Source organism: Haloechinothrix alba (assembly GCF_900188115.1).
GTDB lineage: Bacteria > Actinomycetota > Actinomycetes > Mycobacteriales > Pseudonocardiaceae > Haloechinothrix > Haloechinothrix alba.
This window is the reverse complement of sequence record NZ_FZNW01000016.1, coordinates 63,490-89,316: the sequence shown is the minus strand read 5'-3', so window position 1 is coordinate 89,316 and position 25,827 is coordinate 63,490. Positions and strand designations below refer to the sequence as shown.

The 25,827-nt window shown below is 69.0% G+C and carries 21 protein-coding genes; 4 read left to right on the top strand and 17 right to left on the bottom strand.

Going from position 1 to position 25,827, the window contains the following annotated elements; translation table 11 throughout:
* Nucleotides 1-3: 3 nt before the first annotated feature.
* The 15 genes from gcl to CHB84_RS16055 all read right to left on the bottom strand — a co-directional run bounded on the left by gcl (nt 4) and on the right by CHB84_RS16055 (nt 19,644).
* Nucleotides 4-1,830: a glyoxylate carboligase gene (gene gcl, locus CHB84_RS16125; protein ID WP_089302444.1), complete on the bottom strand. Its 1,827-nt coding sequence runs from the start codon at nt 1,828-1,830 to the stop codon at nt 4-6.
* A 48-nt stretch (nt 1,831-1,878) separates the two neighbouring features.
* Nucleotides 1,879-2,763: a 2-hydroxy-3-oxopropionate reductase gene (locus CHB84_RS16120; protein WP_089302443.1), complete on the bottom strand. Its 885-nt coding sequence runs from the start codon at nt 2,761-2,763 to the stop codon at nt 1,879-1,881.
* 24 nt (nt 2,764-2,787) lie between these two features.
* Nucleotides 2,788-3,591: a hydroxypyruvate isomerase family protein gene (locus CHB84_RS16115; RefSeq protein ID WP_089302442.1), complete on the bottom strand. Its 804-nt coding sequence runs from the start codon at nt 3,589-3,591 to the stop codon at nt 2,788-2,790.
* 78 nt (nt 3,592-3,669) lie between these two features.
* Nucleotides 3,670-4,785, bottom strand: coding sequence for an ABC transporter ATP-binding protein (locus tag CHB84_RS16110; protein WP_089302441.1), 1,116 nt, complete (start codon nt 4,783-4,785; stop codon nt 3,670-3,672).
* Nucleotides 4,770-5,426 (bottom strand): ABC transporter permease, encoded by a 657-nt coding sequence (locus CHB84_RS16105; RefSeq protein ID WP_217898589.1) that lies wholly within the window; start codon nt 5,424-5,426, stop codon nt 4,770-4,772. Before CHB84_RS16105 ends, CHB84_RS16110 begins: the two co-directional genes overlap by 16 nt.
* Nucleotides 5,426-6,247, bottom strand: coding sequence for an ABC transporter substrate-binding protein (locus CHB84_RS16100; RefSeq protein ID WP_089302440.1), 822 nt, complete (start codon nt 6,245-6,247; stop codon nt 5,426-5,428). Before CHB84_RS16100 ends, CHB84_RS16105 begins: the two co-directional genes overlap by 1 nt.
* On the bottom strand, nt 6,244-6,624 hold the full coding sequence (locus CHB84_RS23815; RefSeq protein ID WP_281251766.1) for a substrate-binding domain-containing protein: 381 nt from the start codon (nt 6,622-6,624) through the stop codon (nt 6,244-6,246). Before CHB84_RS23815 ends, CHB84_RS16100 begins: the two co-directional genes overlap by 4 nt.
* Nucleotides 6,621-8,570, bottom strand: coding sequence for a molybdopterin biosynthesis protein (locus CHB84_RS16090; RefSeq protein ID WP_089302484.1), 1,950 nt, complete (start codon nt 8,568-8,570; stop codon nt 6,621-6,623). Before CHB84_RS16090 ends, CHB84_RS23815 begins: the two co-directional genes overlap by 4 nt.
* 81 nt (nt 8,571-8,651) lie before the next feature.
* The gene (locus tag CHB84_RS16085) at nt 8,652-9,878 is read right to left on the bottom strand and encodes a molybdenum cofactor synthesis domain-containing protein (RefSeq protein ID WP_089302438.1); all 1,227 of its coding nucleotides are present in this window, start codon (nt 9,876-9,878) and stop codon (nt 8,652-8,654) included.
* Nucleotides 9,879-9,897: 19 nt separating this feature from the next.
* Nucleotides 9,898-11,589 (bottom strand): NAD(P)H-dependent oxidoreductase subunit E, encoded by a 1,692-nt coding sequence (locus tag CHB84_RS16080; RefSeq protein WP_217898588.1) that lies wholly within the window; start codon nt 11,587-11,589, stop codon nt 9,898-9,900.
* Nucleotides 11,586-14,492 (bottom strand): formate dehydrogenase subunit alpha, encoded by a 2,907-nt coding sequence (fdhF, locus tag CHB84_RS16075; RefSeq protein ID WP_089302437.1) that lies wholly within the window; start codon nt 14,490-14,492, stop codon nt 11,586-11,588. The genes CHB84_RS16080 and fdhF overlap by 4 nt, the downstream gene beginning before the upstream one ends.
* Nucleotides 14,489-16,291 (bottom strand): aldehyde ferredoxin oxidoreductase family protein, encoded by a 1,803-nt coding sequence (locus tag CHB84_RS16070; protein WP_089302482.1) that lies wholly within the window; start codon nt 16,289-16,291, stop codon nt 14,489-14,491. Before CHB84_RS16070 ends, fdhF begins: the two co-directional genes overlap by 4 nt.
* Before the next feature lie 5 nt (nt 16,292-16,296).
* Complete coding sequence (locus CHB84_RS16065) at nt 16,297-17,169, bottom strand: NTP transferase domain-containing protein (RefSeq protein ID WP_089302436.1); 873 nt, start codon at nt 17,167-17,169, stop codon at nt 16,297-16,299.
* Nucleotides 17,170-17,641: 472 nt separating this feature from the next.
* Complete coding sequence (locus CHB84_RS16060) at nt 17,642-18,394, bottom strand: GntR family transcriptional regulator (protein WP_089302481.1); 753 nt, start codon at nt 18,392-18,394, stop codon at nt 17,642-17,644.
* Between the two features lie 467 nt (nt 18,395-18,861).
* The gene (locus CHB84_RS16055; protein ID WP_089302435.1) at nt 18,862-19,644 is read right to left on the bottom strand and encodes an IclR family transcriptional regulator; all 783 of its coding nucleotides are present in this window, start codon (nt 19,642-19,644) and stop codon (nt 18,862-18,864) included.
* 132 nt (nt 19,645-19,776) lie between these two features.
* Between CHB84_RS16055 and aceB the strand changes: the two genes are divergently transcribed.
* The gene (gene aceB, locus CHB84_RS16050; protein ID WP_089302434.1) at nt 19,777-21,354 is read left to right on the top strand and encodes a malate synthase A; all 1,578 of its coding nucleotides are present in this window, start codon (nt 19,777-19,779) and stop codon (nt 21,352-21,354) included.
* 87 nt (nt 21,355-21,441) lie between these two features.
* On the opposite strand, the gene CHB84_RS16045 is transcribed toward aceB, so the two are convergent.
* Nucleotides 21,442-21,765, bottom strand: coding sequence for a cupin domain-containing protein (locus CHB84_RS16045; protein ID WP_217898587.1), 324 nt, complete (start codon nt 21,763-21,765; stop codon nt 21,442-21,444).
* Between CHB84_RS16045 and CHB84_RS16040 the strand changes: the two genes are divergently transcribed.
* Nucleotides 21,724-23,145: an NCS1 family nucleobase:cation symporter-1 gene (locus CHB84_RS16040; RefSeq protein ID WP_089302433.1), complete on the top strand. Its 1,422-nt coding sequence runs from the start codon at nt 21,724-21,726 to the stop codon at nt 23,143-23,145. The two genes, CHB84_RS16045 and CHB84_RS16040, sit on opposite strands and share 42 nt — an antisense overlap.
* Nucleotides 23,146-23,193: 48 nt before the next feature.
* On the opposite strand, the gene CHB84_RS16035 is transcribed toward CHB84_RS16040, so the two are convergent.
* On the bottom strand, nt 23,194-23,871 hold the full coding sequence (locus tag CHB84_RS16035; RefSeq protein WP_141134714.1) for a (2Fe-2S)-binding protein: 678 nt from the start codon (nt 23,869-23,871) through the stop codon (nt 23,194-23,196).
* A 308-nt stretch (nt 23,872-24,179) separates the two neighbouring features.
* Here CHB84_RS16035 and CHB84_RS16030 point away from each other — a divergent pair, with 308 nt between their 5' ends.
* Entirely contained in the window at nt 24,180-25,490 is a 1,311-nt protein-coding gene (locus CHB84_RS16030; protein ID WP_089302432.1) for an ammonium transporter, read from the top strand.
* On the top strand, nt 25,487-25,825 hold the full coding sequence (locus CHB84_RS16025; RefSeq protein ID WP_089302431.1) for a P-II family nitrogen regulator: 339 nt from the start codon (nt 25,487-25,489) through the stop codon (nt 25,823-25,825). The genes CHB84_RS16030 and CHB84_RS16025 overlap by 4 nt, the downstream gene beginning before the upstream one ends.
* Nucleotides 25,826-25,827: the final 2 nt, after the last annotated feature.

Below are 25,827 nucleotides of genomic sequence, written 5' to 3'. Positions count from 1 at the left end.
CGGTCAGTCCGTCAGGGCAGGCCGGGCGTGTTCCGGCCCGGTTGCGCCGTCCTGGCGGGCCTGCGGCACCACGCTCGTCGGGGCATCCTCCAGCGTGGTGGCCAGGTCCTCGAACTCGTTGATGCCGTCGATCTCGGTTCCCATGGATATGTTGGTCACGCGCTCGAGAATAGCCTCGACCAGAACCGGAACCCGGTACTCGAGCATCAGCTTGCGCGCCTCGTCGAAAGCGGGGAGGAGCTGGTCCGGCTCGGTCACCCGGAGCGCCTTGCATCCCAACCCTTCGGCGACCTTGAGGTGATCCACCCCGTATGCGCCCAGCTCGGGGGTGTTGATGTTGTCGAAGGACAGCTGGACGCAGTAGTCCATGTCGAACTGGCGCTGTGCCTGCCGGATGAGGCCGAGGTAGGAGTTGTTCACCACGACGTGCACGTAGGGCAGGTTGAACTGGGCACCGACCGCCAGCTCCTCGAGCAGGAACTGGAGGTCGTAGTCGCCGGACAGCGCGACGACCGTGGCCTCGGGGTCGGCCTTGCACACGCCGAGTGCGGCGGGGACCGTCCAGCCGAGCGGGCCTGCCTGGCCGCAGTTGATCCAGTGCCGCGGCCGGTACACGTGCAGGAACTGCGCCGCGGCGATCTGGGACAGCCCGATCGAGCTGACGTACCGGGTCTCGGGCCCGAACGCCCTGTTCATCTCCTCGTACACCCGCTGCGGCTTGATCGGCACGTTGTCGAAGTGTGTCCGGCGATGCAGGGCCTCCTTGCGCTCGGCGCAGTCGCGGACCCAGGCCCGGCGGTCCGGCAGCTGTCCCTGCTCGGCCCACTCGTGCGCGATGTCGGCGAACAGCTCGAGCGCGGCGCCCGCGTCCGAGGTGATGCCGTAGTCGGGCGCGAAGACCCTGCCGATCTGGGTCGGCTCGATATCGACGTGCACGAAGGTTCGACCCCGCGTGTAGGTCTCCAGCCCACCGGTGTGCCGGTTGGCCCACCGGTTGCCGATGCCGAGCACGAAGTCGGACTCGAGCAGGGTGGCGTTGCCGTAGCGGTGCGCGGTCTGCAGGCCGGCCATGCCTGCCATCAGCTCATGGTCGTCGGGGATGCTTCCCCAGCCCATGAGCGTGGGAACGACCGGGACGCCGACGGTCTCGGCGAAGGAGACGAGCAGGTCCGAGGAGTCGGCGTTGATGATCCCGCCGCCCGCGACGATCAGCGGGCGCTCGGCCCGGCAGAGCATCCCGAGTGCCTTCTCGATCTGCGCCCGGGTGGCGGACGGGCGGTGGACCGGCATCGGCTCGTACGTGTCCGGGTCGAACTCGATCTCGGACTGCTGCACGTCGAGAGGCAGGTCGATGAGCACCGGCCCCGGCCGCCCGGAGCGCATCTCGTGGAAGGCCCGCTGGAAGGCGCCCGGAACCTGGGACGGCTCGAGGACCGTGAGCGCCATCTTTGTCAGCGGCTTGGCGATCGACGGGATGTCGACGGCCTGGAAGTCCTCCTTGTGCAGCCGCGACCGGGGCGCCTGTCCGGTGATGCACAGGATCGGTATCGAGTCGGCGGACGCCGAGTACAGGCCCGTGATCATGTCCGTGCCCGCGGGACCCGATGTGCCGATGCACACGCCGATGTTGCCTGCGGCCGTTCGCGTGTAGCCCTCGGCCATGTGCGAGGCACCCTCGACGTGCCTTGCCAGCACGTGATCGATGCCTCCGCTGTCGCGCATCGCCGCGTACAGGGGGTTGATCGCGGCGCCGGGAATGCCGAAGGCGTCGGACACGCCCTCGCGTTTGAGGACTTCCACTGCCGCGCGGGCGGCCGTCATTCGAGGCATGGCCATTCTCCTGGGGAAAGCGAGGGATGGGGGACAGGCGGGGTCGTCCTAGTGGTCCGCTCGGCCGGACAGCTCCTCGACGAGCTTGAGCAGGCCGGAGTGGTCGAGCGCGCCGTCCCCGCGCGCCACCAGAGCTGCGACCAGCTGGGAGACCGCGGAGCCAAGCGGGATGGTCACGCCGGCATCGCGTGCCGCCGCCTGCACGATCCCGAGGTCTTTGTGGTGCAGTTCGAGGCGGAAGCCCGGGTTGAACTGGCGGGCAAGCATGGCCGCGCCCTTGCGGTCGAGGATCGCGTTGCCTGCCAGCCCGCCGGAGAGGACCTTGACCGCTGCCTCGGTGTCCACCCCGTGCGCTTCGAGGAAGACGATGGCCTCGGCGACGAGCTCGAGCGTGCCTGCGACGATGAGCTGGTTGGCTGCCTTGACGGTCTGGCCCGCCCCGGCCGGACCGACGTGTACCACGGTCTTGCCGACCGTGTTCAGTACCGGTTCGGCGGCGGCGAAGTCGGCGTCCGCACCCCCGACCATGATCGACAAAGCACCGTCAATGGCTCCCTGCTCACCCCCGCTGACCGGCGCGTCGAGTACCCGCACCCCGCTTGTCGAGGCCTGCTCGGCGACGGTACGCGAGGTGTCCGGCCGGATGGTGCTGCAGTCGATGTAGAGCAGGTTGTCCTTGGCGTTGGCCAGCACACCGTCGTCTCCGAGCGCCACCTCGGCGACGTCGGGGGAGTCCGGCAGCATCGACACCACGATGTCGGCGTCGCGGACGGCCGCACCGATCGAGTCCGCCGCGCGGCCGCCCTGCTCGACGAGCTTGTCGATCGCGGGCCTGCTGCGGTTGTAGCCGATGACGTCGTAGCCTGCCGAGGCGAGGTTGGCGGCCATCGGGCCGCCCATGATGCCGAGGCCGATGAATCCCACAGTGGTCATGGTGGTAGCTCCTCGTCGCGTGTCCTACTTGTTGATCCAGTCGAAGCTGTCCGCGCTGGCGCCGGACGCCTTGTACTCGAGCCCGATCCAGCCGGTGTAGCCGCAAGCGTCGAGCTGCGCGAAGTAGCGCTCGAACTCCAGTTCGCCGGTACCGGGTTCGTTGCGGCCAGGGGCGTCGGCGATCTGCACGTGCGCGATTTCCGCGGCGTGGGCGTCGAGGACGTGCGCGATGTCGTCGCCGTTGACGCTCAGGTGGTAGAGGTCGGCGAGCAGGCCGACATTGCGTGCCCCGTGCGCACGCACCTTGTCGATCACGGTGAGCGCGTCGGCCGCGGTCAGCAAGGGGTACTTCGGTGCGCCGCTGACCGGCTCCACGAGGACGGTCCCGCCGATCGCCTCGACGTTCTTGGCCGCGTGCACGAGATTCTCGATGGCCAGCTCATCCTGTGCCGCCGCGTCGGCACTGTCGATCCGGTTGCCGTACAGCGCGTTGAACGCCCGGCACCCCGTGCGTTCGCCGATCGCGGCCACGAGCGCGGCGTTGTCCCGGAACTCTTGCTCCCGGCCGGGCCACGACACGAGGCCCCGGTCCCCGCCCGGCATGTCACCGGCGAAGAAGTTGAGGCCGACGAGGGACACGCCCGCGTCGCCGAGCGCGGTGACGAACCGGTCGACCTCGGCGCCGGACGGGGCCGCCTCGGAGAACGGCCACCAGAACTCGACGGCGTCGAAGCCCGCGGCCTTGGCGGCTGCGGGGCGTTCGAGCACGGGAAGCTCGGTGAACAGCAGCGAGCAGTTCACCGCGAAGCGGCCTGCCTTCTGCGCCATCTTCGCTCACTCACTTTCATCATCCGAAAACTTAGTTTTGGTTTGTGAAATGAGCTTATCGAGATGCTGTGATGCGCGTCAAGTTCCGGAGGCAGTCGCGGCGTGTGCCGGCACTCGCGGCGAGGGCGCGGGTGCCGGCGCCGGGCCACGGTGCGTGGCTACCGAGCGTGGCAACACCCTGCTGAGGTCGGGGTCGAACGAGATCCGCACGTGCTGACCGGCCGAGGGGGCCGGTGCGCGCAGCGGGATGCTGGCCAGGAGCGGCGGGTTGCCTTCGAGCACGACGGTCCGGTAGCCCGGCCCCGGCACCACCCGCTCGACACGTGCCGGTACGCCCGCGGACGCGGACGAACCCACGCACACACCGGTCGCGAACGCGGCGACCACGACCGGTCCCGGCTCGCCGTGCCAGGGCAGTCCGGTGTGCTCGCCGCGCACCGTCACCTCGCCGTCCGTGCGGACGTGGGCGTCGAGCAGGTTGTCGTACCCGACGAGCGCTGCCACGTTCGCGTCCGCGGGCCTGCGGATCACGGCGTCCGCCGTGTCGTCCTGCCACACGTTCCCGTCGACGAGGGCGATCGCTCGGTCGGCCAGCCGCAGCGCATCGTCCGCGCGGTGTGAGACGTGCACGACGGTGGTCGTGCGGCCGGTGAGAGCGCGGCCGAGGTCGTGCAGGAAGGACAGGCGCGACTCGGCGTCCAGGCTTGCCGCGGGCTCGTCGAGCAGCAGCACGTCCGGGTCGATGGCCAGCGCGCGTGCGAGGTTGACCCGCTGCTGCTCGCCCCCGGACAGTCCGGCGGCCTGGCGGTCGGCCAGGTGCGCCACACCCAGCAGCCGGAGCGCGTCATCGGCGAGGTCACGCCGCCGTTTCCGGGGGACCTTCCGCCATGCCAGCGGCAACGTGACGTTGCGCGCCACGCTGGTGCTGAGCAGACCGGGACGCTGGGTGGCGTACGCCGCTCGTCGTCGCAGGGCGATACCGCCGTGCTCGATGTCGGTCCCGTCCACGCTCACCCGGCCGGTGTGTGGTCTCTCGGCGGCGGCGAGCAGCCGCAGCAGCGTCGTCTTGCCTGCGCCGTTCGGCCCGAGCACGCACACCTGCTCGCCGTCGTGGATGTCGAGCGAGTCCACGTGGAGTACCTCGTGACCGCCACGGTAGTGCCGGACACCGTCCACTCTCAGTTGCGCTCCCATGCCGCAGCCCTTCTCTGTACGGAGGCGAGTAACCCGTTGATGAGGAACGCGAGTCCGAGCAGGATCGAGCCGTAGATGATCGCCACCCCGAACTCGCCCCGGCTGACGTTCTCCACGATCGCGGTGGTCATCACCTGGGTATGGCCGTGGATGTTGCCACCGACGACGGTCACGGCCCCGACCTCCGAGATCGCGAGCCCGAAGCCCGCCATCGCGGCGGCCAGCAGGGCCACGCGCGCCTCGAGCCACAGGCGCAGCACCATCTGCAGCCGGTTGGCGCCGAGCGTGCGGAGCTGGTCGGGCAGGCTGCGCGGTAGCTGCCGTAACGCGGCCATCGTGATCCCGGTGACCAGTGGCGTGACGATCAGTGCCTGGGCGATGACCATCCCGGGTATCGTGTAGATCAGGCCGAGACCACCGAGCGGGCCGCTACGCCACAGCAGCATCGCGACGACCAGGCCGACGACCACGGTCGGCAGTGCCATCCCGGTGTTGACCAGGGCGATAACCGCCCTGCTGTCACTGACCCGTGCCAGTGCCAGGGCCGTGCCCAGCGAGATACCGGCCAGGGCCGCGACCAGCGTCGCGGAGACCGATACCAGTGCTGAGCGGGCAAGTACCTCGATGACGGTGTCGTACATCAGTCCACCGCGTCCGGGAAGAACAGCGGCTCCCCGTATTCCTCGGTGCCGAACTCGGCGATGGCTTCCTGGGTGGGTTCGTCGCGGATCCACTCGGCGAACGCCTCGGCGCAGCCGCTGTTGACGCTCTCGCCGTCGACGACGATCACGTGATAGTCGTTGCGGAGGTCGTCGGTGCCCTCGAACGCGATCTCGGAGTCCAGTCCGGACGTTGCGAGGAACGTGCCGCGATCCGTCAATGTGTAAGCCTGCCGCTGGCTCGCGATCGTCAGTGTCTCGCCCATACCCTGACCCGTCTCGATGTATGCCGACCCGGAGTGCTCGGTTCCCGCCTCCTCCCACAGGGACAGCTCCTTGGCGTGGGTTCCGGAGTCGTCGGCCCGGGACGCGAACGCCGCGCCCTCCTCGGCGATCCGCCGCATCGCCTCGGCTGCGCTTCCTGAGCCGTCCAGGTCCACCGGATCTCCCGGTGGTCCGACCAGGACGAAGTCGTTGTGCATCACCGGCTCCCGGAGGGAGCCGTGCCCCTGTTCCATGAACCGCTCTTCCGCCTCCGGCGAGTGCACGAGCACCGCATCGGCCTCGCCACGCTCACCCATCGCCATGGCCTGACCCGATCCGACGGCCACCGTCTTTGCCGTACACCCGGTCGTCGACTCGAAGTCGGGCAGTACCGCGTCGAGCAGCCCGGAGTTCTGCGTGCTCGTGGTCGTCGCCAGCACCATGGGGCCACTGGCCTCGCCCCCGGCCGAGCCCGATGCGCACCCTGCCGCCACCGTCAGTACGATTGCCGAGCCGATACCGGCCCACCGCATTCTCATGTCGCCTCCCTGAACGCACCTGTCCGGCAGAAGTCATATCCGGCCATCATGGATAGTCGCTTCCGGAACGAGCGTGTTGCCAGCACGTCGAGCAGCGGTGCCAGTGCGGCCGTGGCATCCGGGTTGACGGCCAGCTCGAAGTCCTCGTGGCCGACGGGGACGAAGTCGGTGTCGACCGCCGTGGCAGCCGCGCGCACGGCCAGACCGGCGTCGGCCGCGCCGCTCGAGACGGCCACCGCGACCCCGATATGGGAGTCGGCCAGGTCGCCCTGTGGCCGGGGCGTCGCTCGCGACGGCGTTCGCGAGCTCCTGTACCACGTGTGTAACGAATACAGTATACAGTTATTGCTGTGGTGCGCATAGAGGTAGCGCCTCACGTGGCAGGCCGTGCGCGGCCCGAGCGATGAACAACCCGGCCGGTCTCCTCGGTGTCGTAGCCGCCGAGCTCGCGGATGGACGCCTGGAAGGCGGGGGAGTCGAGCAGCTCCCACAGGGGAGCCAGCAGCGGGTCGTCCAGGGTGTTCGCGTCCAGGACGAGGTCGTAAGGCTCCTGGGCGACAGGGACGAAGTCGAGGCCGAACGCCCGCGCGGCAGCCAGGATCCCGAGCCCGCAGTCCGCGCGGCCCGCCGATACGGCGGCGGCCACGGCGAGGTGCGTCGGCTCCTCCCGCGCGTACCCGCTGATGCGCTGCGGGTCGATCTCGCGGCAGTGCAGTTCGTGGTCGAGCAGCATCCTGGTTCCCGCGCCGCGCTGCCTGTTCACGTACGACAGGTCCCGCTCGACGAGGTCGTGCAGGCCGGTGATGCCGTGCGGGTTACCGGGCGGGACGAGCAGTCCCTGGTCGCGATGCACGAGACGCACGACGGCGAGCTCGCGATCGGGCATCATCTCGTCGAGGTAGGGGAGCGTGTACTCGCCGGTGGACGGGTGGAGCAGGTGTGATCCCGCGATATGGCACAGCCCGTCCCGCAACGCCACGAGCCCCCCGAGCGAGCCCACATTGGACGACGCGAGCGTCAGCGTGGGGTCGCTGGACCGCAGCGCGTTGGCTGCCAGGTCGAGTACGAGATCGTGGGACCCGATTGCCACGATCGTGCGTTCGATCTCCGGGTACCGGCGCAGCAGCTGAACCGATACCTCCTCGCCCGGGTGGTGTCCTTCGACGGCAGCGGGGACGAACAGCAGCCCGTCCGCTCGGACGAGTGAGGTCAGCACACCCGCGCCGCGCGGAAGCGGGGTCGCGACCACCGTTCCGCCGACCGAGCCGAGGCGCACCCGCACCCAGTCGTCCATGCCGACCACCGACGGGAGCTTCCTGGCCAGTCGCGCGCGTGTCTCGGGCCGGTGCGGCGGCGCAGCGCCCTCGAGCTCGGCGAGCATCGGTGCGGCGAAGATGTCGAAGGTCAGTGCCGCCGACACCGGGTAACCCGGCACGCCGATCACCGGTGCGGCATCGACGGCGCCGAGGACGACGGGGTGGCCGGGTCGTACCGCCACGCCGTGCACCGCGAGTGTGCCCTGCTCGGAGATCACCCTGGCGGTGTAGTCGTCACGACCCGCGCTCGAACCGGCGATGACGATGACCAGGTCGGCCGTGGCCGAGGCGTCGCGTACCGCCGCACCGATGCGGCCGGTGTCATCGGGCTGGACGGCTGTGGTCCACGCCTCGCAGCCGGCTTCGCGTGCCTGCGCGGCCAGCATGAGGGAGTTGGTGTCGACGATCTCGTCCTGCCGTGGCGGGGACCCGATCGGAACGATCTCGTCCCCGGTCGGGATGACAGCCACCCGCGGTGTGCGCCGCACGGTCAGCTCCGTCGCCCCGGCGGCCGCAGCGGCGGCGACGTCGACCGGCCGGAGCCGGTGTCCTTCGGGTAGCAGCAGCTCACCGGCACTGACGTCCTCACCGATGGAACGGACGTTGTGGTAAGGCGGGACCGCCGCCAGGATCTCGGCACTCTCACCTGAGCCGCTGGCGACGTAGTGCACGTGCTCGCGCATGATGACCGCGTCGCGTTGCTCCGGCATCGGGTCGCCGGTGTCGACGACCTCGTAGGAGCCGGGCGCCAGCCACAGCGGGGTGGTCTCGCTGGCGCCGTGCGTATCCCGTGCGCGTACGGCGATGCCGTCCATCGCCGCCACGTCGCCGACGGGGGAGGAGCGGTTGGCCCAGACGGGCTCGGCAGTCACCCGCCCGACCGCATCGGCCAGTGCCACCGTGACGGTGTCGGTCCGCTCGGCACATCCATGCGACAGGCAGGCCCGACGCCATGCCTGGATGGCCGACTCTGCGGGAACGTCGCTGATGAACGGGCTGTCCTGCACGGTCGCCAACCTACCCTGGCCGATCCGCCGCCCGCACCTCGAGGGCGGGCGGGCGCGTGCGGGAACCTGCTCTCATCGCGGTCACCTGTACAGCGTCACCGTGACGTGCTGACCCTCGTCGAGACCGGTGGCCGACTCGTCGATCACAACGTAACCGTCCGCTGTGGTCAGTAACGACAGCAGGGCGGAAGCTCCGAACAGCGGTACCGCCCGGCCATCCTGCACGCGTACCTGCACCACGTCGAGCCTGCCCGCGGCCGAGGCCACCCGGCGCGCGAGCTCCGCGGTGGTACTCGGCTCGGCCGGTGGCATGGTGACACCTCCGACCCGGCGCACGATGGGGACACCGACCAGGCGGAACACGACCAGCGCCGACAGCGGGTTGCCGGGAAGCCCGATGATCGGGACCTCGCCTGCCTGCGCGAGCAACGTGGGCTTACCCGGTTTGATGGCCAGCCCGTGGCAGAACACCCCCGGTTCGCCGAGTGCCTCCACCGCGGCCACCGTCTCGTCGCGCGCGCCGACCGACGAGCCTGCCGAGACCACGACCACGTCGCACTCCTGGACAGCCTTGTCCAGCGTCCTGGTCAGCACACCCGCGTCGTCCGGCACGATGCCGCGCGGGCACGGGGTGCCCCCGGCGTCGACGACCAGGCCGGCCAGCGCGGACGTGGTGGCGTCGCGGACCTGGCCTGCGAGCAGCTGCTCGGTCTCGGGCGGCACGACCTCGTCCCCGGTGGAGATGATGCCGACCCGTGGCTTCGCGCGTACCTCGACGACGCCGGTGCCTGCTGCGGCCAGCAACCCGAGGTCCTGGGCGCGCAACGGGCGGCCTGCGGGGGCGAGCTCGTCGTCGGCGGCGACGTCCTCGTCGGCGCGGACCGTCCCGTCGCCCACCGCGACGGGACGGCTCGCCTCGATCATCCCCGGCATGGTCTGCTGGGTGTGCTCCACCATGAGCACAGCGTCGGCGCCCTCCGGAAGGGCCGCCCCCGTCGGTACCGCGACCGCCGTACCGTGCCCGACAGCGACCCCTGCCGGAGCTCCCATCCGCACGGAACCGGCCACGTCGAAGTAGGCAGGTAACGCCTCGCTCGCGCCGTGCGTATCGGCGGCACGTACCGCGTACCCGTCCACGGTCGAGCGGGTGAACCCGGGAAGTGCGGCCCGCGAGGTGACCGGGGACGCCGGTACGCGCCCGAGCGCGTCGGCGCGGTCGACACGCTCGGTGCCGGTGCGCCTGCCCGGCCGGAACCCGGCAAGCGCCTCGGATACCGGCAACGCGGTGAAGAACTCCCTGCCGCTCACAGTGGACCCGTTCCTTCGTTCACGATTGCGCGCCGGGTTCCTCGCGGTTCAGGACGCTGACGACGGGCCCCATGGCGACCTGTCCCAGCCCGCAGATCGAGGTCTTGCGCATGACCATCTCGAGCTCGCGCAGCCGGGCCTTGCGCGCGTCGTCGAGCTCACCGCCGTTGTGCAGCGTGTCGGTGAGCAGGTCGTGGGCCTTGGTCGAGCCCGCCCTGCACGGTACGCACTTGCCGCAGGACTCGTTGCGGAAGAACCTCAGCACGTTGGTCGCGGCAGCGAGCGCGTCGGTTCCCTCGGCGATGACCACCATCGCGCCGGAACCCAGCATCGATCCCGCTTCGGCAAGGGTGCCGAAGTCCATCGGCACGTCGAGGTGCTCGGGACCGAGGAAGTCGGACGATGCGCCTCCCGGCTGGACCGCGTGGAGCCCGGCCCCGCCAGCGACGCCGCCCGCGAGGTCGAGCAGCTCCCGGATCGTGGTACCCATCGGTACACAGTAGACACCCGGGTGTTCGACGTGTCCGGAGACCGCGAAGAACTTCAGCCCGCCGCTGCCGTTGGTGCCCTGCTCCACCCACCAGCTCGCGCCGCGGGAGGCGATGATCGGAACGTCGGCGAAGGTCTCGACCGAGTTCATCAGGGTGGGCTTGCCCCACAGCCCGTAGACGCCGGGGAACGGGGGTTTGTTCCGGGGTTCGCCGCGGTGACCCTCCATGCACTCGATCAGGGCGGTCTCCTCGCCGAGGATGTAGCCACCTGGCGAGGTGAAGATGTCCAGGCTCAGCCGCTGCCCGCTGCCGAGAACGTCGTCACCGAGCAGCCCGATGTCGTGCAGGTGCCGGATCTCGGCGTCCAGCACCCCTTCCTCGGGGCCGTATTCGTGCCGGATGAAGACCGTTCCCTCTTCGGCGCCCGCGACGACCATTCCCATGAGCATGCCCTCGAGCACGAGATGGGGCTGCTCCGCGAGGAGCTGGCGGTCCTTGAACGTGCCGGGCTCGGACTCGTCCGCGTTGCAGATGGCGTACTTGACGCCGGTGTCCTGAGCGCGCACGATCTCCCACTTCTTGCCGGTGGGAAAGCCGGCACCCCCCATGCCACGCAGGCCGGAGTCCTTCAGGTTGCCGATGACCGTCTCGGGAGCGATCTCTCCGGAAAGCAGCGCCCTGAGCGTGCCGTAGTGCTCGTCGCGTCGCGTGTACGGGTCGTTCGGCCAGCCGCCCCGGGGAGCGTAGGCGACCGTGGCACCCGGCTCCGTGCTTCCCTGCCGCCGCTGCTCGACGAGCTCGGCGACGTCCTCGACCCTGCCCGGCCGGTCGTCCACCGTCGCGGCGGGGGCGATGTCGCAGCGACCGGGGCAGGAGACCTCGGTGACCTCGACGTCACTCTCGCCGTCGTACTGCTCGTGCAGGTGCTTGATCCGCTCGTCGGCGCCCTTCAACCAGCACGTGAGGTCGTGGCAGACGCCGACGGTCATCCCGGTCGGCGGTTCGGTCCTGAAGTGCGGGTAGAAGGTGACCAGGCCTTCGATCTCGTACAGCGGGCGCCGTTGCCGCCGTGCGAGTGCCTCCAGTTCCTCCCGCGGCAGCCAGCCACACCGGTCCTGTATCTCCTTGAGCATCGGGATCAGGCTCGGGCCGGGGAACTTCCCGGCCCGGGCCTCGACACCGGGGACCTTGTCCTGCTTGGGGTGGACCTCCGCAGTCACGCTGTGCTCCCTCCGGCTGGGGCGCTCTCGCGGTCGGCCACGGGGACGATCCGCACGGCGCAGAACTTGAACTCGGGAATCTTGCCCGTAGGGTCGATCTCGTCGATCGTGAGCAGGTTCGCGGCGGCCTCCCGGAAGTGGAACGGGATGAATACGTTGCCGCGTGCCTCCCTGTGGGAGACCTTGACGTGCAGCTCGATCTCCCCGCGCCGGGAGACCACCCTGGCGCGGCCGCCGTCGGTCAGCCCGAGCTCGGCGGCGTCGCCGGGATGAACATAGGCTTCCGCGCGCGGCGCGATGGAGTCCAGCGCGTAGGAACGCCGCGTCATCGACCCGGTGTGCCAGTGCTCGAGCAGCCGGCCCGTGTTGAGGACGTAGGGGTACTCCTCGTCCGGTAGCTCCTTGCCGGGCAGCCACTCGGCGGGCACCAGGTGTGCGAGCCCGTCCGAGGTGTTGAACCTGTCGTCGAACAGCACCACGGTCCCGTCCTCGTGCTCCGGGTCGGGGTTGGGGTAGAGCTTGCCGGTCGAGCCGAGGTTGTCGTAGGTCAGGTTCGCGTAGTCGGGCATCAGCTCGACCATTTCCTCGAACACCTCACGCGGGGAGCGGTAGTCCCAGCCGAGGCCGAGGCGCTGCGCGATGTCCTGCACGATCTGCCAGTCGACACGGGCCTGGCCGGGCGGGTCGAACACGGTACGTCCGCGTTGCACACGGCGGTCGGTGTTGGTGTAGGTGCCGTCCTTCTCCAGGTACGACGAGGCAGGCAGGATGACGTCGGCGAACTCGGCCGTCTCGGTGAGGAAGATGTCCTGCACGACGAGGAAGTCGAGCTTGGCCAGCGCCTTGCGGACCTTGTTGATGTTGGGGTCGGACAGGAAGGGGTTCTCCCCGAGCATGTACATACCCCGCACGCCGCCGTCGAGGACGGAGGCCATGACCTCGGTGACGGTCAGCCCGTTGTTCGGGTTGAGCTGCACGCCCCACGCCCGCTCGAACCGCTGCCGTGCCGCGCTGTCCGATGCGGACTGGTAGTTGGGGTAGAACATGGGGATCAGCCCCGCGTCCGAGGCGCCCTGCACGTTGTTCTGCCCGCGCAGCGGGTGCAGGCCGGTGCCGGGCCTGCCCACGTTGCCGGTGATGGAGCACATCGCGATCAGGCAGCGCGCGTTGTCGGTACCGGTGGTGTGCTGCGAGATACCCATGCCCCAGTAGATGACGCCTGCGCCTGCCTCACCCCAGATGCGAGCGATCCTGCGGATGGTCTCGGCATCCACGCCGGTGATCTGCGCGGCCAGTTCCGGCGGGTACGCCTCGACCGTCTTGGCAAGCTGCTCGTAGTTGGCCGTCCGGTCGGCGACGAAGTCGTGGTCGACCAGGTCCAGCCGGATGATCTCGTGCATGATGCCGTTGTACAGCGCGACATCGGTACCCGGCTTGAGCTGGCAGAAGATGTCGGCGTGGTCGGCGACCGTACCGGCCCGGGGGTCGATGTAGATGATCGTGGTGCCGTCACGCCGGGCCTGCTTGAAGAACGATGAGGCCACCGGGTGGTTGGCCGTGGCGTTGCTCCCTGTGATGATCGCGACGTCGGCGTTGGCGATGTCGCCGTAGGTGGTCGACACGGAGCCGGAACCGACGCCCTCGAACAGGGCCGCCACGCTGGACGCGTGGCACAACCGGGTGCAGTGGTCGACGTTGTTGGAACGGAACGCCGTGCGGATCAGCTTCTGGAACAGGTAACCTTCCTCGTTCGAGCACTTGGCCGAGCCGAACCCCGCGATCCCGTCGGAGCCGCTCTCGGCGTAGATCTCGCCGAGCCGCCGCGCCACAAGGTCGAGCGCCTCGTCCCATGTGGCCTCCCGGAAGTGCGGCATGACCTCCTCGTAGGGGACGAGACCGCCCGGTTTGCGCCCGCGCTTTCCGTCGCCGTCCTCGCCGCTGTCCTCCTTCACATCGGCCGAGAGCGGCCCCTTCGGGTAGGCCGCGTCGACCCGGATCAGCGGTGTCGTCAGCCGCTGCGGGGAGGCGGCATAGTCCCAGCCGTACCGGCCCTTGACACAGAGCCTGCTCTGGTTTCCCGGCTGGTCCCGACCCTCGGCGTACGAGATGCCGCCGCGCTCGCGGTCGACGTAGTAGGTCAGCGCGCAACCCACGCCGCAGTAGGGGCAGACGGTGTCGACCGCGTCGAGCTGCTCCTTCGGCTGGATCGGGATGTTGTTGATGGGCTTGTTCGTCAGCGCGCCCGTCGGGCAGGCCGATACGCACTCGCCGCAGGTCACGCAGGACGACGCGCCCATAGGGTCGTTGAGGTCGAAGGCGATCCGGGAGCCGTAGCCCTTACCTGTGCGCCCGATGACGTCGTTGCCCTGGACGTCGTCGCACGCCCGGACACAGCGGTCGCACAGGATGCATGCGTCGTGGTCGACCGCGATCACCGGGTTCGAATGGTCGGTGCCCTTGGCCGGACCGGAGAACAGGTCGTCGACCCCGATGACGTCGTAGTCGTCGGCCACCGCGATGAGCTCGTTGTCGGCCGTCGTCGTCTGCTTGGGGTCGTGCTCGCGCTCCGGCTGGTCGACCACCAACAGCTCGGTGAGCACGCGGCGGCTCTGCTCGACCTCCGGGGTGGAGGTCGTGACCTCCATATCGGGCTCGCACGGGCGCACGCACGAAGCCGCGAATGCCCGCCCGCCCGTGTCGACGACGCACATCCGGCAGACACCGACCGGCTCGTAGCGCTCGTCGTGGCACAGCGCAGGGATGTCGATGCCCAGCTCACGCGCAGCCTGCCAGACCGTGGTTCCCTCGGGGACCGTGATGCTCCGGCCGTCGATGGTGAGCGTGACGGTGCGCTGCTCGGGGGTTTGTTCGGGCTCCGCCGGAGCACGGTGTGTCAGGGTCATGGTGTCGGCTCCGTTCCTGAATCCGTCTGCACGAGTTGTGGCCGACCGTGCTGGTCGAGTCCACGCTCCGCGTAGTAGGTATCGATCATGGCGCGTAGTCGTTCGGCAGGCAGCGTCGCGGTCCGTCCGGAATCCAGTTCGACCGAGTCGTCCAGAAACCGCTCGGGAAGCCAGTCATCCGCGGCAGTCCACCCTTCCCGGAGATTGAAGGCTCGTTTGGCCAGTACGATGCGCTGTGCGGTCTCGCGTAGTTCGGTCCCGGTGATGTCCCATCCGGTGATCGGGCCGAGCAGGCCCGCCCATTCCTCGAACGGTTCGGTGAACACCCCGCGCAGGAACTTGCACAGGATCAACGAGTCCATGACCGCGGCACGGTCCTCGGTCTCGATGGCCGCACGGACGTGCTCGTCCGTGCCGTGCACCCGGTCGAGGCCGCCAGCGAGGTCGGCCTCGTACGCGCCGGAACGGTTGTGGTCGGCACCGCGGGCGTTGACTGCGAGGCCCAGTGCCATCGACTGCATCGTGCGGGGCTCGTACCCGGGCATCTCCAGGCCCTTCACATGCGGCGCGAACGCCGACGAACCCTGCCCGACCACCTCGGCGGCGCTCCGCGAGCCCTGGGCGAGCAGCTTCCCGATCCCGGTCCGCTCGCCGATCTCGTCCAGCACGCGCAACAGGGCGGCGCCGTCGCCGAAGCGCAACCACGGTACGTCCAGGAGGCCGCGATCGACGCATTCCATCGCCCATGCGATGGTCCCGCCCGCGGAGATGGTGTCCAGACCGAGCTCGTCGCAGCGCGCGCTCGCCTCGAGTACCTGGTCGGGATCGGACACTCCGCACATCGGCCCGAGCGCGAAGACGTTCTCGTACTCGACCCGCGCCTTCTTCCCCGACTTGGACGCGTAGATGTGCTCGCAGCCGATGCTGCACGATGCGCACGTCGAGCGGGCCACCGAACGGCTCTCCGCGAGGTCCTCCGCAGACAGCGCGGGAGCCTCGGCGAAGGTCGAGCTCTGGAAGTTCCTTGTCGGCAAGGTGTTGATCGCGTTGAACGCCAGCAGGTTGGAGAGCGTGCCCAGCTCGCGGTACTTCGCGGTGGCGGGGCCGAACGAGCGGTTGCGCAGGTCCTTGGCTGCGGCGAGCACGGCAGCACGGTCGGCGAGCTCCGAACGCCTGCTGCCCTGCACGGCGACGCACTTGACGTTCTTCGCCCCCAGGACGGCCCCGAGGCCACCGCGGCCGGCATGACGGCCGTCGTGGGACATGGTCGCGTAGCGAACCTGCCGCTCTCCCGCCACACCGATGCTGGCCGCGCGCCACCTGCGCCCGTACTTCTCGCGCACGGCTTCCTCGGCCGCGGTCGCCGACAAGCCCAGCTCCGGCGTGGCATCGACCAGCTCGACCCCCTCCTCGGAGATCAACACGTGCGTGGGCCCGGCCGCACGTCCGGTGATCACGATCGCGTCGTGGCCGGTGAACTTGCCCGAGATGGCGAAGTGGCTGGAGGCAAGGGCGTCGGTGAGCAGGCCGGTCAACGGTGACTTGGCCACGACGGCGAACTTCGCACTGGTGGTCAGCGGGGTACCGACGAGAGGGGAGAAGACGAACGACAGCGGCGCAGCCGGATCCAGCGGGTCGATGCCTGCCGGTCCGAGCTCGGTCGAGAGCCAGGTACCGAGTCCCGCGCCGCCCAGATACTCGCGCAGCACCCCATCGGGTAGCGGCACGCGCCGGACATCGCCCTCGGAAACGTCGACGAGGAGTGCCTGACCGAAGTATCCACCTGGAGGTGACGTCATCACGCTCACCCGCCCGCATCCGCAGAGAGGAACGAGACGGTATCGCCGCCCAGCAGCGGGCACTGACCGTCATCGCGGATCTGGTCGCCGTTGACAGCTGCCACGATATGACCGTCCAGTTCCAAGCCTACCTGCTCGGCGGCCGCGGCGAGGGTTGCCGCGCGAACCCGCACGGAGCCCCGAGTGCCGCCGCGTGTGGCCAGCACACCGAACCGTTCCACCGTTACCTCCGGAGCCGGCCGGGCACGAGCGCGTTCGTAGTCCTCGGGGGTGTTGACGTTGACGACGGAATCGAGCTCCGGGTCGGCCCTGGCCAGGCGCGGGTCGGTCAGCAGCTCCTCGTCGGTGAGCCTGCGGACCCGGCACTCCTCGAACAGCTGCGCGGGCTTGTGCCTGCCGGTGCGCAGCTGTTGCGCCACGAGAGGGGCCAGACCGGTGCGGTAGCCGGCGGCCATCGGCTGCCGGTACCCGTGCACGAGCGGGAGTACCACGTCGATCGGTGCCTCCTCTCCCTGTTCCCGGTCGAGCTGGAAGCCACGCAGCACGGCGTGTACGAAGGCCGTGTGGAGGAACGGTAGGTCGGTCGAGCACACGAAGGCGGTATCGGCGTACGTGTGCGCGGTGTCCAGCCCGACGGCCAGCCCCTGCATCGGGCCGTGGCCTTCCTCCGGGTCGTCCCGGACGACGACCCTCGGGTCGAGTTCCGGGAGCTTTTGCTCCGGAGCGCGGACAACGATCACCGGTCCGGTGACCGCGCGATCGAGTACGCCTGTGACCTGCCGTAGTAAGGTGGAACCGTGCCATTCGAGGGCCGCCTTGGATGTCCCCATCCTGGAGGAGCGGCCGCCTGCGAGCACGATCCCCGCGGCTCCATTCATTCTGTAGACGGTATACGATATGTCAATGTCTGCCTCCTCGGGTTCGACGTGTCCGTAGGTCGTTGACCACCGTCCGGCACGCTCCGACCACAGTTCCTACGGTACCCGCGTGCCAGCACGCTACTCCAGCTTCGGCGCTGGTCACGGGTGGACGGACGGCTCGCGCCCTGGCCGTCGTCTGCGGTATGCCAGCAGGTCGAACGCGCGAGCGGCGGCGGTCCAGGAGCGGGCCCGTGTAGTTGATCTTGATTGGATGGGGCGGTTGGTGTGGACGGGTGATGCCTCACTCGAGGGGCAGCGGCGCTCCCGTTCCGATGACCTGCGTCGAACGGCAGCGGAGCGCGCGATCGAGTGGGGCCTCTGAGGCCTCGCCGTATGCGAGCATCCGACTGCACTGTTGCGGGTACCCGTGATCGTGCGGCACGTCGTCGTGCCGGGCCGGTGGCCGGGGAGCCTTACCCGGGGCCTGCGACTAGGACGCTGAGGTTCGCACGGTCCTGCGCCTGCGCGTGCGCGGCTTGGCAGGCTGCTCGGTCTGGTCGCCGTCCTCGGCGTGCTCGTCGAGGTAGATCTGCCGGGTGTGCTCGGTGTGCTCCCGCATGATCCGGGAAGCGGCATCCGCGTCGACCGCTTCGAGGGCATCGACCAGCCTGGCGTGCTCCTGCCAGGAGTGCTGGCCGCGGCTGCGTGCGATCGGCGTGTAGTACCAGCGCACCCGCCTGTCCACCTGGGAGACGAAGTCCAGCAGAACGCGGTTGCCGGAGAGTTCGGTGATGTAGCGGTGTATCTCGGCGTTCGCGTTGACCATGGAGTCGATGTCGTCGCGTTCGAGGGCCGCCTGGCCGTCCGCGCAGAGCTTGCGCAGATGTGCGATGCCGTCGGCGTCGACACGCTCCGCGGCCAGTCGTGCGGACTCGGACTCGAGTGCCGAGCGTACGGCGAGCAGCTCATCCACCTCTGTCACGGTCGGCGAGTGCACGAACGCCCCGTAGCCGGGGTGCAGCTCGACCCATCCTTCGGAGTTCAGCAGTTGCAGGGCCTCGCGGATCGGCTGACGTGACACCCCGAGCATCTCGGCGAGCTCGCTTTCCACCAGATGCTGGCCCGGTGCGAGCTGCCGCGAGATGATCAGTTCCTGCATGGACTGGCGAACCCGCTCGCGTAGCGGGATCGGACGGTCGATCCGATGCGCGGATGCCTGCTGCGAGATTTCGTTCGGCTGCATGTAGTACTCCGAAACGCGCGGCCGCGTGTGAACCGCCAACCGTTCATGTCGCGTGTTTTCTGCCTACACCATACAATCTCAATCCCGGTGTGCGCAGTGACTGCTATTGCTACGGCGGGTGATGTTCGTCTCTGCCCTAACCCGGACCGGTATGCCCTGGTTTCGCGCGCGAAGCGTATCATCCTGGATGGTCGATATGTATAGAGAATACTGTATGCATAGTTGTGCGAGAGTGTAATGGTCGTGCGGCTGTCGCCGGCCGGGGTGGGGCATCCGTGGCCCTGCCCTGTTGTGTGTCGCTATCCGGCGAGCGAGATCCTGCGGCGCCCGACGTCGATGCCGTGCTGGCAGGCACGGGAGCCGGGGCGCGTGATGCGGTACTTGCCGACCCCGTGGGAGGGTACTTCGGTGAGCGCCCAGGGCTACTTCAGCGGCGCCTCGCCGCAGCCTCACCTGGCGCGGCGCGCTCAGGCCCCGAACTCGAGGTCGGCCTCGGCCAGATGCGCGGACAGCTGCGCGGCGGTCCGCTGGACCAGGGGAGCGAGGTGGTCGACCGCTTCCTTGGTCAGGCGCCCCTCCGGGCCGGAGACCGACACCGCGGCGGGCACCGGCGTGTCGGCCAGCGGGACGGCGATGCAGCGTACCCCGAGCTCCTGCTCGCTCTCGTCGAGCGCGAATCCCTGCGCTGCGATGCCGCGCAGGTGCTCCAGGAGCTCCTCGGGTTCGGTGTGGGTGTGCGGGGTGTAGGCGGGCATGCCGGTGCGGTGCAGCAGCTCGCGTACCTCCTCCGGGGGTACCTGGGAGAGCATGGCCTTGCCGACTCCCGTTCCGTGCGGCAGGAGCCTGCGTCCGACCTCGGTGAACATCCGCATGGAGTGTGTCGAGGGCACCTGGGCGACGTAGACGACCTCGTCGCGTTCGAGCACGGCGAGGTTGGCGGTCTCACCGACCTGCTCGACCAGCTCCGCCAGGTACGGACGTGCCCAGGTGCCGAACTGCCTGCTGGCGCCTTCGCCAAGCCGGATCAACCGGGAGCCCAGCGCGTAGCGCCGGTTGGAGTTCTGGCGTACATAGCCAAGGGTGAGCAGGGTACGGATCAGCCGGTGAATGGTCGGCATCGGCAGCCCGGTCGTCGCGGCGAGCTCGGACAGGCTCGCCTCGCCCCCGGTGTCCGCGAGCCCTTCCAGTAGCTCGAAGGCCCGCTGCAAGGACTGCACGCCCCCACCGGGTCCGGGCTTGCGCTCAGTCACGCTCACTCCTCTCTTGGCGCGGTAGGATCCATGCCTCGCGCCACACCCGCATTGTAGTTTTCGTAATGCAGAAACTATAGTCCGTCAAGTAGATAAGTGCAGTCCGTGTCGTACTCAGGGTGGAGTGTTTGCATGTCTGAAGTTCGTGTGGTCGGCGGTCCGGTGGAGCGCGGCGACGAGATCCTCACGCCGGAGGCGCTGGCCTTCGTCGGCAGCCTGCACGAGGCCTTCGCGGCGAGGCGCGACGAGCTGCTGCGGGCGCGCAAGACGCGGCGCCAGGAAGCGGCGCGCACCGGGAAGATGGACTTCCTCCCCGAGACGGCCGACGTGCGCTCGGGCGACTGGCAGGTCGCGGAGGCCCCCGAAGCGCTGCGCGACCGCAGGGTCGAGATCACCGGCCCGACGGACCGCAAGATGACGATCAACGCGCTCAACTCCGGAGCCAAGGTCTGGCTCGCCGACCTCGAGGATGCCAACACCCCACACTGGGACAACGTGGTCTCCGGCCAGGTCAACCTCTACGACGCCGCGCGTAAGCAGGTGGAGCTGCACACGGCCGAGAAGAGTTACACGGTGCGCACCGACATCGAGCACCCGACCGTTGTCGTGCGTCCGCGGGGATGGCACCTTCCGGAGCGCAACATCACCATCGACGGGCAGCAGGCCATCGGGGCGTTGGTGGACTTCGGCCTGCACTTCTTCCACAACGCCGCGTACCTGGCCGAGCAGGGTGCCGGGCCGTTCTACTACCTGCCCAAGCTGGAAAGCCACCTGGAAGCGCGGCTGTGGAACGACGTGTTCACCCACGCGCAGGCCGAGCTCGGTATCCCGCACGGCACGGTGCGCGCGACCGTGCTCATCGAGACGATCCCGGCGGCCTTCGAGATGGAGGAGATCCTCTACGAGCTGCGTGACCACGCGGCAGGGCTGAACGCGGGGCGCTGGGACTACCTGTTCAGCGTGATCAAGTACTTCCGCGAGTCCGGCGAGGAGTTCACCCTTCCGGACCGCAACGCCGTGACGATGACGGCGCCGTTCATGCGTGCCTACACCGAGTTGCTCGTGCGCACCTGCCACAAGCGTGGCGCCTTCGCCATCGGGGGCATGGCCGCCTTCATCCCGAACCGTCGCGACCCCGAGGTGACCGAGCGCGCGCTGGCGAAGGTCCGCGAGGACAAGAACCGCGAGGCAGGCGACGGCTTCGACGGCTCGTGGGTCGCCCACCCCGATCTGGTCCCGGTGTGCCGGGAGATCTTCGACGAAGTCCTCGGGGACAAGCCGAACCAGCTCGACCGCACCCGCGAGGACGTCTCCGTCACCGCCGAGCAGCTGCTGGAAGTCGCCTCCACGCCGGGTGGCCGTACCAGGGACGGGCTGCGTGGTGCCATCGATGTCGGCCTGCGCTACATCGCTTCCTGGCTCGGCGGCACCGGCGCCGCCGCGATCCACAACCTGATGGAGGACGCGGCCACCGCGGAGATCTCCCGTTCGCAGGTCTGGCAGTGGGTGCACGGCGGCATCGTGCTCGACACAGGGGAGAAGGTCACAAGCGATCTCGTCAGGGAGGTGCTCGGCGAGGTCCGCGCCGAGCTGTCCGAGGTCATCGACGCCAACCTGCTCGAGCCTGCCGCGGAGCTGTTCGAGCAGGTCGCGCTCGCCGACGAGTTCCCGGACTTCCTCACGCTGCCCGCGTACGAGCGGATCAGCTGATCATGCTGCGGCGTGGTGCGGGCTCGAGCGACCCCGCACCACGCCGCCACATCACCGCTGCCGCCGCGCGGGCCCTGACGCGACCTCTCACGGCATGTTGATCCAGACCGCCACGGCGGGTGCCTCGCCGGGATTGCGGATACGGTGCGGTGTGGTCGACGGGAACGTGATCGCGTCGCCCGCCTCGAGCTCGTAACGCTCGAAGCCGATCTCGACAGTGAGGGTGCCCGACAGCACGCTGCCCATCTCGTGGCCGCTGTGCCGCAGGAACTCGCCGTCCTGCGAGGAGCTCGACCCCGGTGGGTAACTCGACTCGTAGACCTCGAAGCCCGGCATGGTTGTCGGGCTCAGCCTGCGGTAGCGCACGCCGTGGCCGAGGGTCAGTACGGCGGCCTCGCCCCGTTGTCGCACGGCCGCAGGCGGTGGGGCGCGTTCGAGATCTTCAACGTCTGGTCGAACGACATCCAGAGCCTGTTCGGCTACACCCTTGCCGCGACGCTGTTCATCTCCTACGGGCTGAACGGTTGGGCGGTGCTCACCGGCATCATCCTCGCAGGCTTCATCGTGATGTTCCTGGTCAACCTGACCGGAAAGATGAGCGTGAAGTACGGGATACCGTTCCCGGTCGCGGCCCGCATGAGCATGGGTGTGCACGGCGCCCAGTTCCCCGCGCTGCTGCGTGGCATCGTCGCCATCTTCTGGTACGGCGTACAGACGTACTTCGCGTCCACAGCGATCGCGTTGCTCATCACGGCGGTGTTCGATGTCGAGGGCGAACGAACGTTCCTCGGGATGACCTCGGTGGGCTGGGTCTCCTACGCCATCGTCGCTGTCTTCCAGCTCGGGCTGTTCCTGCGCGGCATCAAGTGGATCACGAGGTACCTCGACTGGGCCGCCCCGCTGGTCTACGGGGTCATGATCGCGTTGATGCTGGCCATCTGGATCCAGGCAGGCAGCGACCTGTGGGGCGGGCTCGGCTCGGTCTTCGCGGGAGGGGGAGACTACTCCGGCGGGCCGGTGACCGCGTTCGTCGCCGTCGTCGGCACGATGATCGCCTACTTCGCCGCGGTGATCATCAACTACGGAGACTTCTCGCGCTTCGTCAAGACGGAGCGCAAGATGAAGCTCGGCAACCTGCTCGGGCTTCCGGTCAGCCTCGCGGTGTTCTCCTTCCTGGCGCTGGTGATCACCGCGGGCAGCGGGGTGCTCTACGGTGAGGCCCTGACCAACCCGACCGATATCGTCGAACGCGTCGACAACACCTGGCTGACGGTGATCGCCGCACTCACGTTCTTCGTCGCCACGGTCGGGATCAACCTCGTGGCGAACTTCATCCCGCCGGCCTACGACCTCGCCAACATGATCCCCGCGAGGATCACCGCGCGCACGGGCGGCATCATCACGGCGATGATCGCGTTCGTGATCGGTGGCCTGTGGGTATCGGTCATCAGCCAGATGGGAATCGCCCAGTTCGTGGACACCCTGGGAGCGGTACTCGCGCCGCTGTACGGGATCCTGGTCGCCGACTACTACCTGATCCGGCGGCAGCGCGTTCAGCTGCAGGCGCTGTTCAGCACCGACCCTGCCGGTACGTACTACTTCACGAAGGGCTGGAACCTCAGGGCCCTTGCCGCGTTCGGCGTTGCCGCGGTGTTCTCCGTGGCCACCGTATGGGTGCCTGCGCTGGAAGAGCTCTCCGGCTTCGCATGGATCCTCGGAGCCGCGATCGGCGGTGCCGCGCACTTCCTGTTCATGCGCCCCACCGCACGCGAGGCCCTCCCCACGTCGTGACCGCCTCGCGCGGGTGGGGCGGCGGAACCGCGCCGCCCCACCCGCGCCTCAGGAGCCCAGCGCCCGGCGGATACGACGGTCGCGGACATCCGGATGCTGGTTGGGGCAGCTGACGCACTTCTCGCCGCCGGTCGCCCTGTCGATCAGGCAGCAGGACACCCGGCGCACGACACGGTGCGGCCCGATCTCGGTGTACCGGGGACGCGGCAGGTCCGTGCCGATCGCCTCGGCCAGCGGTGCGGCAAGCGCGGTAGCGCGGTGGACGTCGCCGGCAGCCTGTCCCGCCCACAGCAGCCGGTTGGCAATGGAGTCGGCCGCGATCGCCCACAGCGCCCTGCTCCGCGCGCCGCTCGTGGCGGAGAACCGCTCAACGACGGCGCCGATGGCGTCCGCGAACCGCGCCCCGAGCCCCTCGAGGCCCGCTGTCGGGCACATCCGCGCGGAGCGCGCCCCTGTGAAGCGACCATCCGGCCGCACGTGCAGGGTCACCGCGTCGAGCGACGGGTCCAGGGCGCTGCCGTGCAGCACGAGCGACTCGATGGCAGGGGCGAGGAGCACCGACGAGGCCGAGTACCACGACACCGTCGCCAGCACGGCGTCGGAAGCCCGGCCGTACAGCGACGCTGCCAGCTCGACCCTGCCTGCGATCCAGTCCGGATCGGTGAGCCGCTCAGCGGGCACCGGCAGGCTGCCCGCGCCGGCCGCAGCGCCCGCGTGCCCGGCCATGCGGTGACCGAGGGTGCGGTACACGTCTGCCATGTCTGCCATGTCTGCCATGTCATCGAGACCGCTCATTCTCCTCCTCAACCGGCTCGCCCGCCGAGCTCGCCGCACGGCGAAACGCAACCGTAACGCCGCCGCGCCCCGCGTTCACGCTCCCGAAACGTCGCACGCGATCTGTCGCAATACGACTCTTCCATGCTCGTGCCCAAGACCCGCAAGCGAGTCATTGCACCGGCGACCGGTGACCGGTCGAACGTGGCTGTCACCTCCGGCGGCCGGAGCTGTGAACCCGAGACAGTGTTGGAGAAAGCATGGATAGCGGTGACACTGCGTGGCTGCTCATCAGCTCAGCACTCGTGCTGTTGATGACCCCTGGGTTGGCACTGTTCTACGGCGGCATGGTCCGCTCGAAGAGCGTGCTGAACATGATGATGATGTGTTTCGGTGCGATCGGCGTGGTCGGTGTCCTGTGGCTGATCTACGGCTACTCGATCGCCTACGGCGACAGCCTCGGCTACCTGCTGGGTGACCCTGGCGAGTTCTTCGGTCTCAGCGGCCTGATGGGCCCGGACTCCGCCGGGGAGTACGCCCTCGAGGGCACGGTTCCCGCCTCGGTGGACGTGGCGTTCCAGGCGATGTTCGCGGTCATCACGGTCGCCCTCATCGCGGGCGCGATCGCCGACCGCGCGCGGTACGGCGCGTGGTTGCTGTTCGCGGCCGTGTGGGCGACCGTCGTCTACTTCCCCGTTGCCCACTGGGTCTGGGGAGGCGGCTGGGTCGAGGAGATCGGCACGGTCGACTTCGCCGGGGGGACGGCTGTGCACATCAACTCGGGTGCAGCCGCCCTCGCCCTCGCCGTCGTGCTCGGCAGGCGCAAGGGCTGGCTGAAGGAACCGATGAAGCCGCACAACCTGCCCCTTGTCATGCTCGGTGCGGCCCTGCTGTGGTTCGGGTGGTTCGGCTTCAACGCCGGGTCCGCCTACGCCGCCGACGGGGTCGCAGGCATCGCGACGGTGAACACGTTCGGTGCCACCGCGGCGGCGATGCTCGGCTGGCTGCTCATCGAGCGGATCCGTGACGGGCATCCGACCAGCCTCGGCGCCGCGTCCGGCATCGTCGCGGGCCTGGTGGGGATCACGCCCGCTGCAGCGCACGTCGACCTGTGGGGCGGACTCGCCATCGGGTTCGTCGCCGGCATCCTGTGTGCACTGGCTGTCGGCCTGAAGTACAAGTTCGGCTACGACGACTCGCTCGATGTCGTGGGCATCCACATGGTGGGTGGTCTGGTCGGCACGGCCATGATCGGGCTCGTCGCCACCGAGGCGATCGATGGCGAGAACAACGGCCTGTTCTACGGCGGCGGCATCGAGCTGTTCGGCCTGCAGCTCGTCGGCGCGGTCGGCGTCATGATCTACTCGTTCGTCCTGGCACTGATCATCGGCTTCGCGATCCAGAAGACGATCGGCTTCCGCGTCAGCGAGGACGTCGAGGTCGGCGGGATCGACGAGAGCGAGCACGCCGAGGTCGGTTACGAGTTCGGGCCCTCGGGCAGCAGGCGCGTCGCCGCCGCGACCTCCGCCGGTGCCGGCGCGGGCCCCAAGACCGAGGGGAGTAAAGCATGAAGGTCATCACCGCCGTCATCAAACCGTTCACGCTCGAGGACGTGCGTTCCGCGCTGGAACGCCTGGGTGTACTCGGGATGACCGTGACCGAGGTCCAGGGCTACGGCAGGCAGAAGGGGCACACCGAGGTGTACCGCGGCGCCGAGTACGCCGTGGACTTCGTGGCCAAGATGCGTATCGAGGTGGTCACGGAGGACTCCACAGCCGAGCGCGTCATCGAGGCGATCACCAACGCCGCCCACACCGGAAAGATCGGTGACGGGAAGGTGTGGGCGAGTCCGGTGGACACGGTCGTGCGCGTGCGTACGGGCGAGCGCGGCACCGACGCCCTCTGACC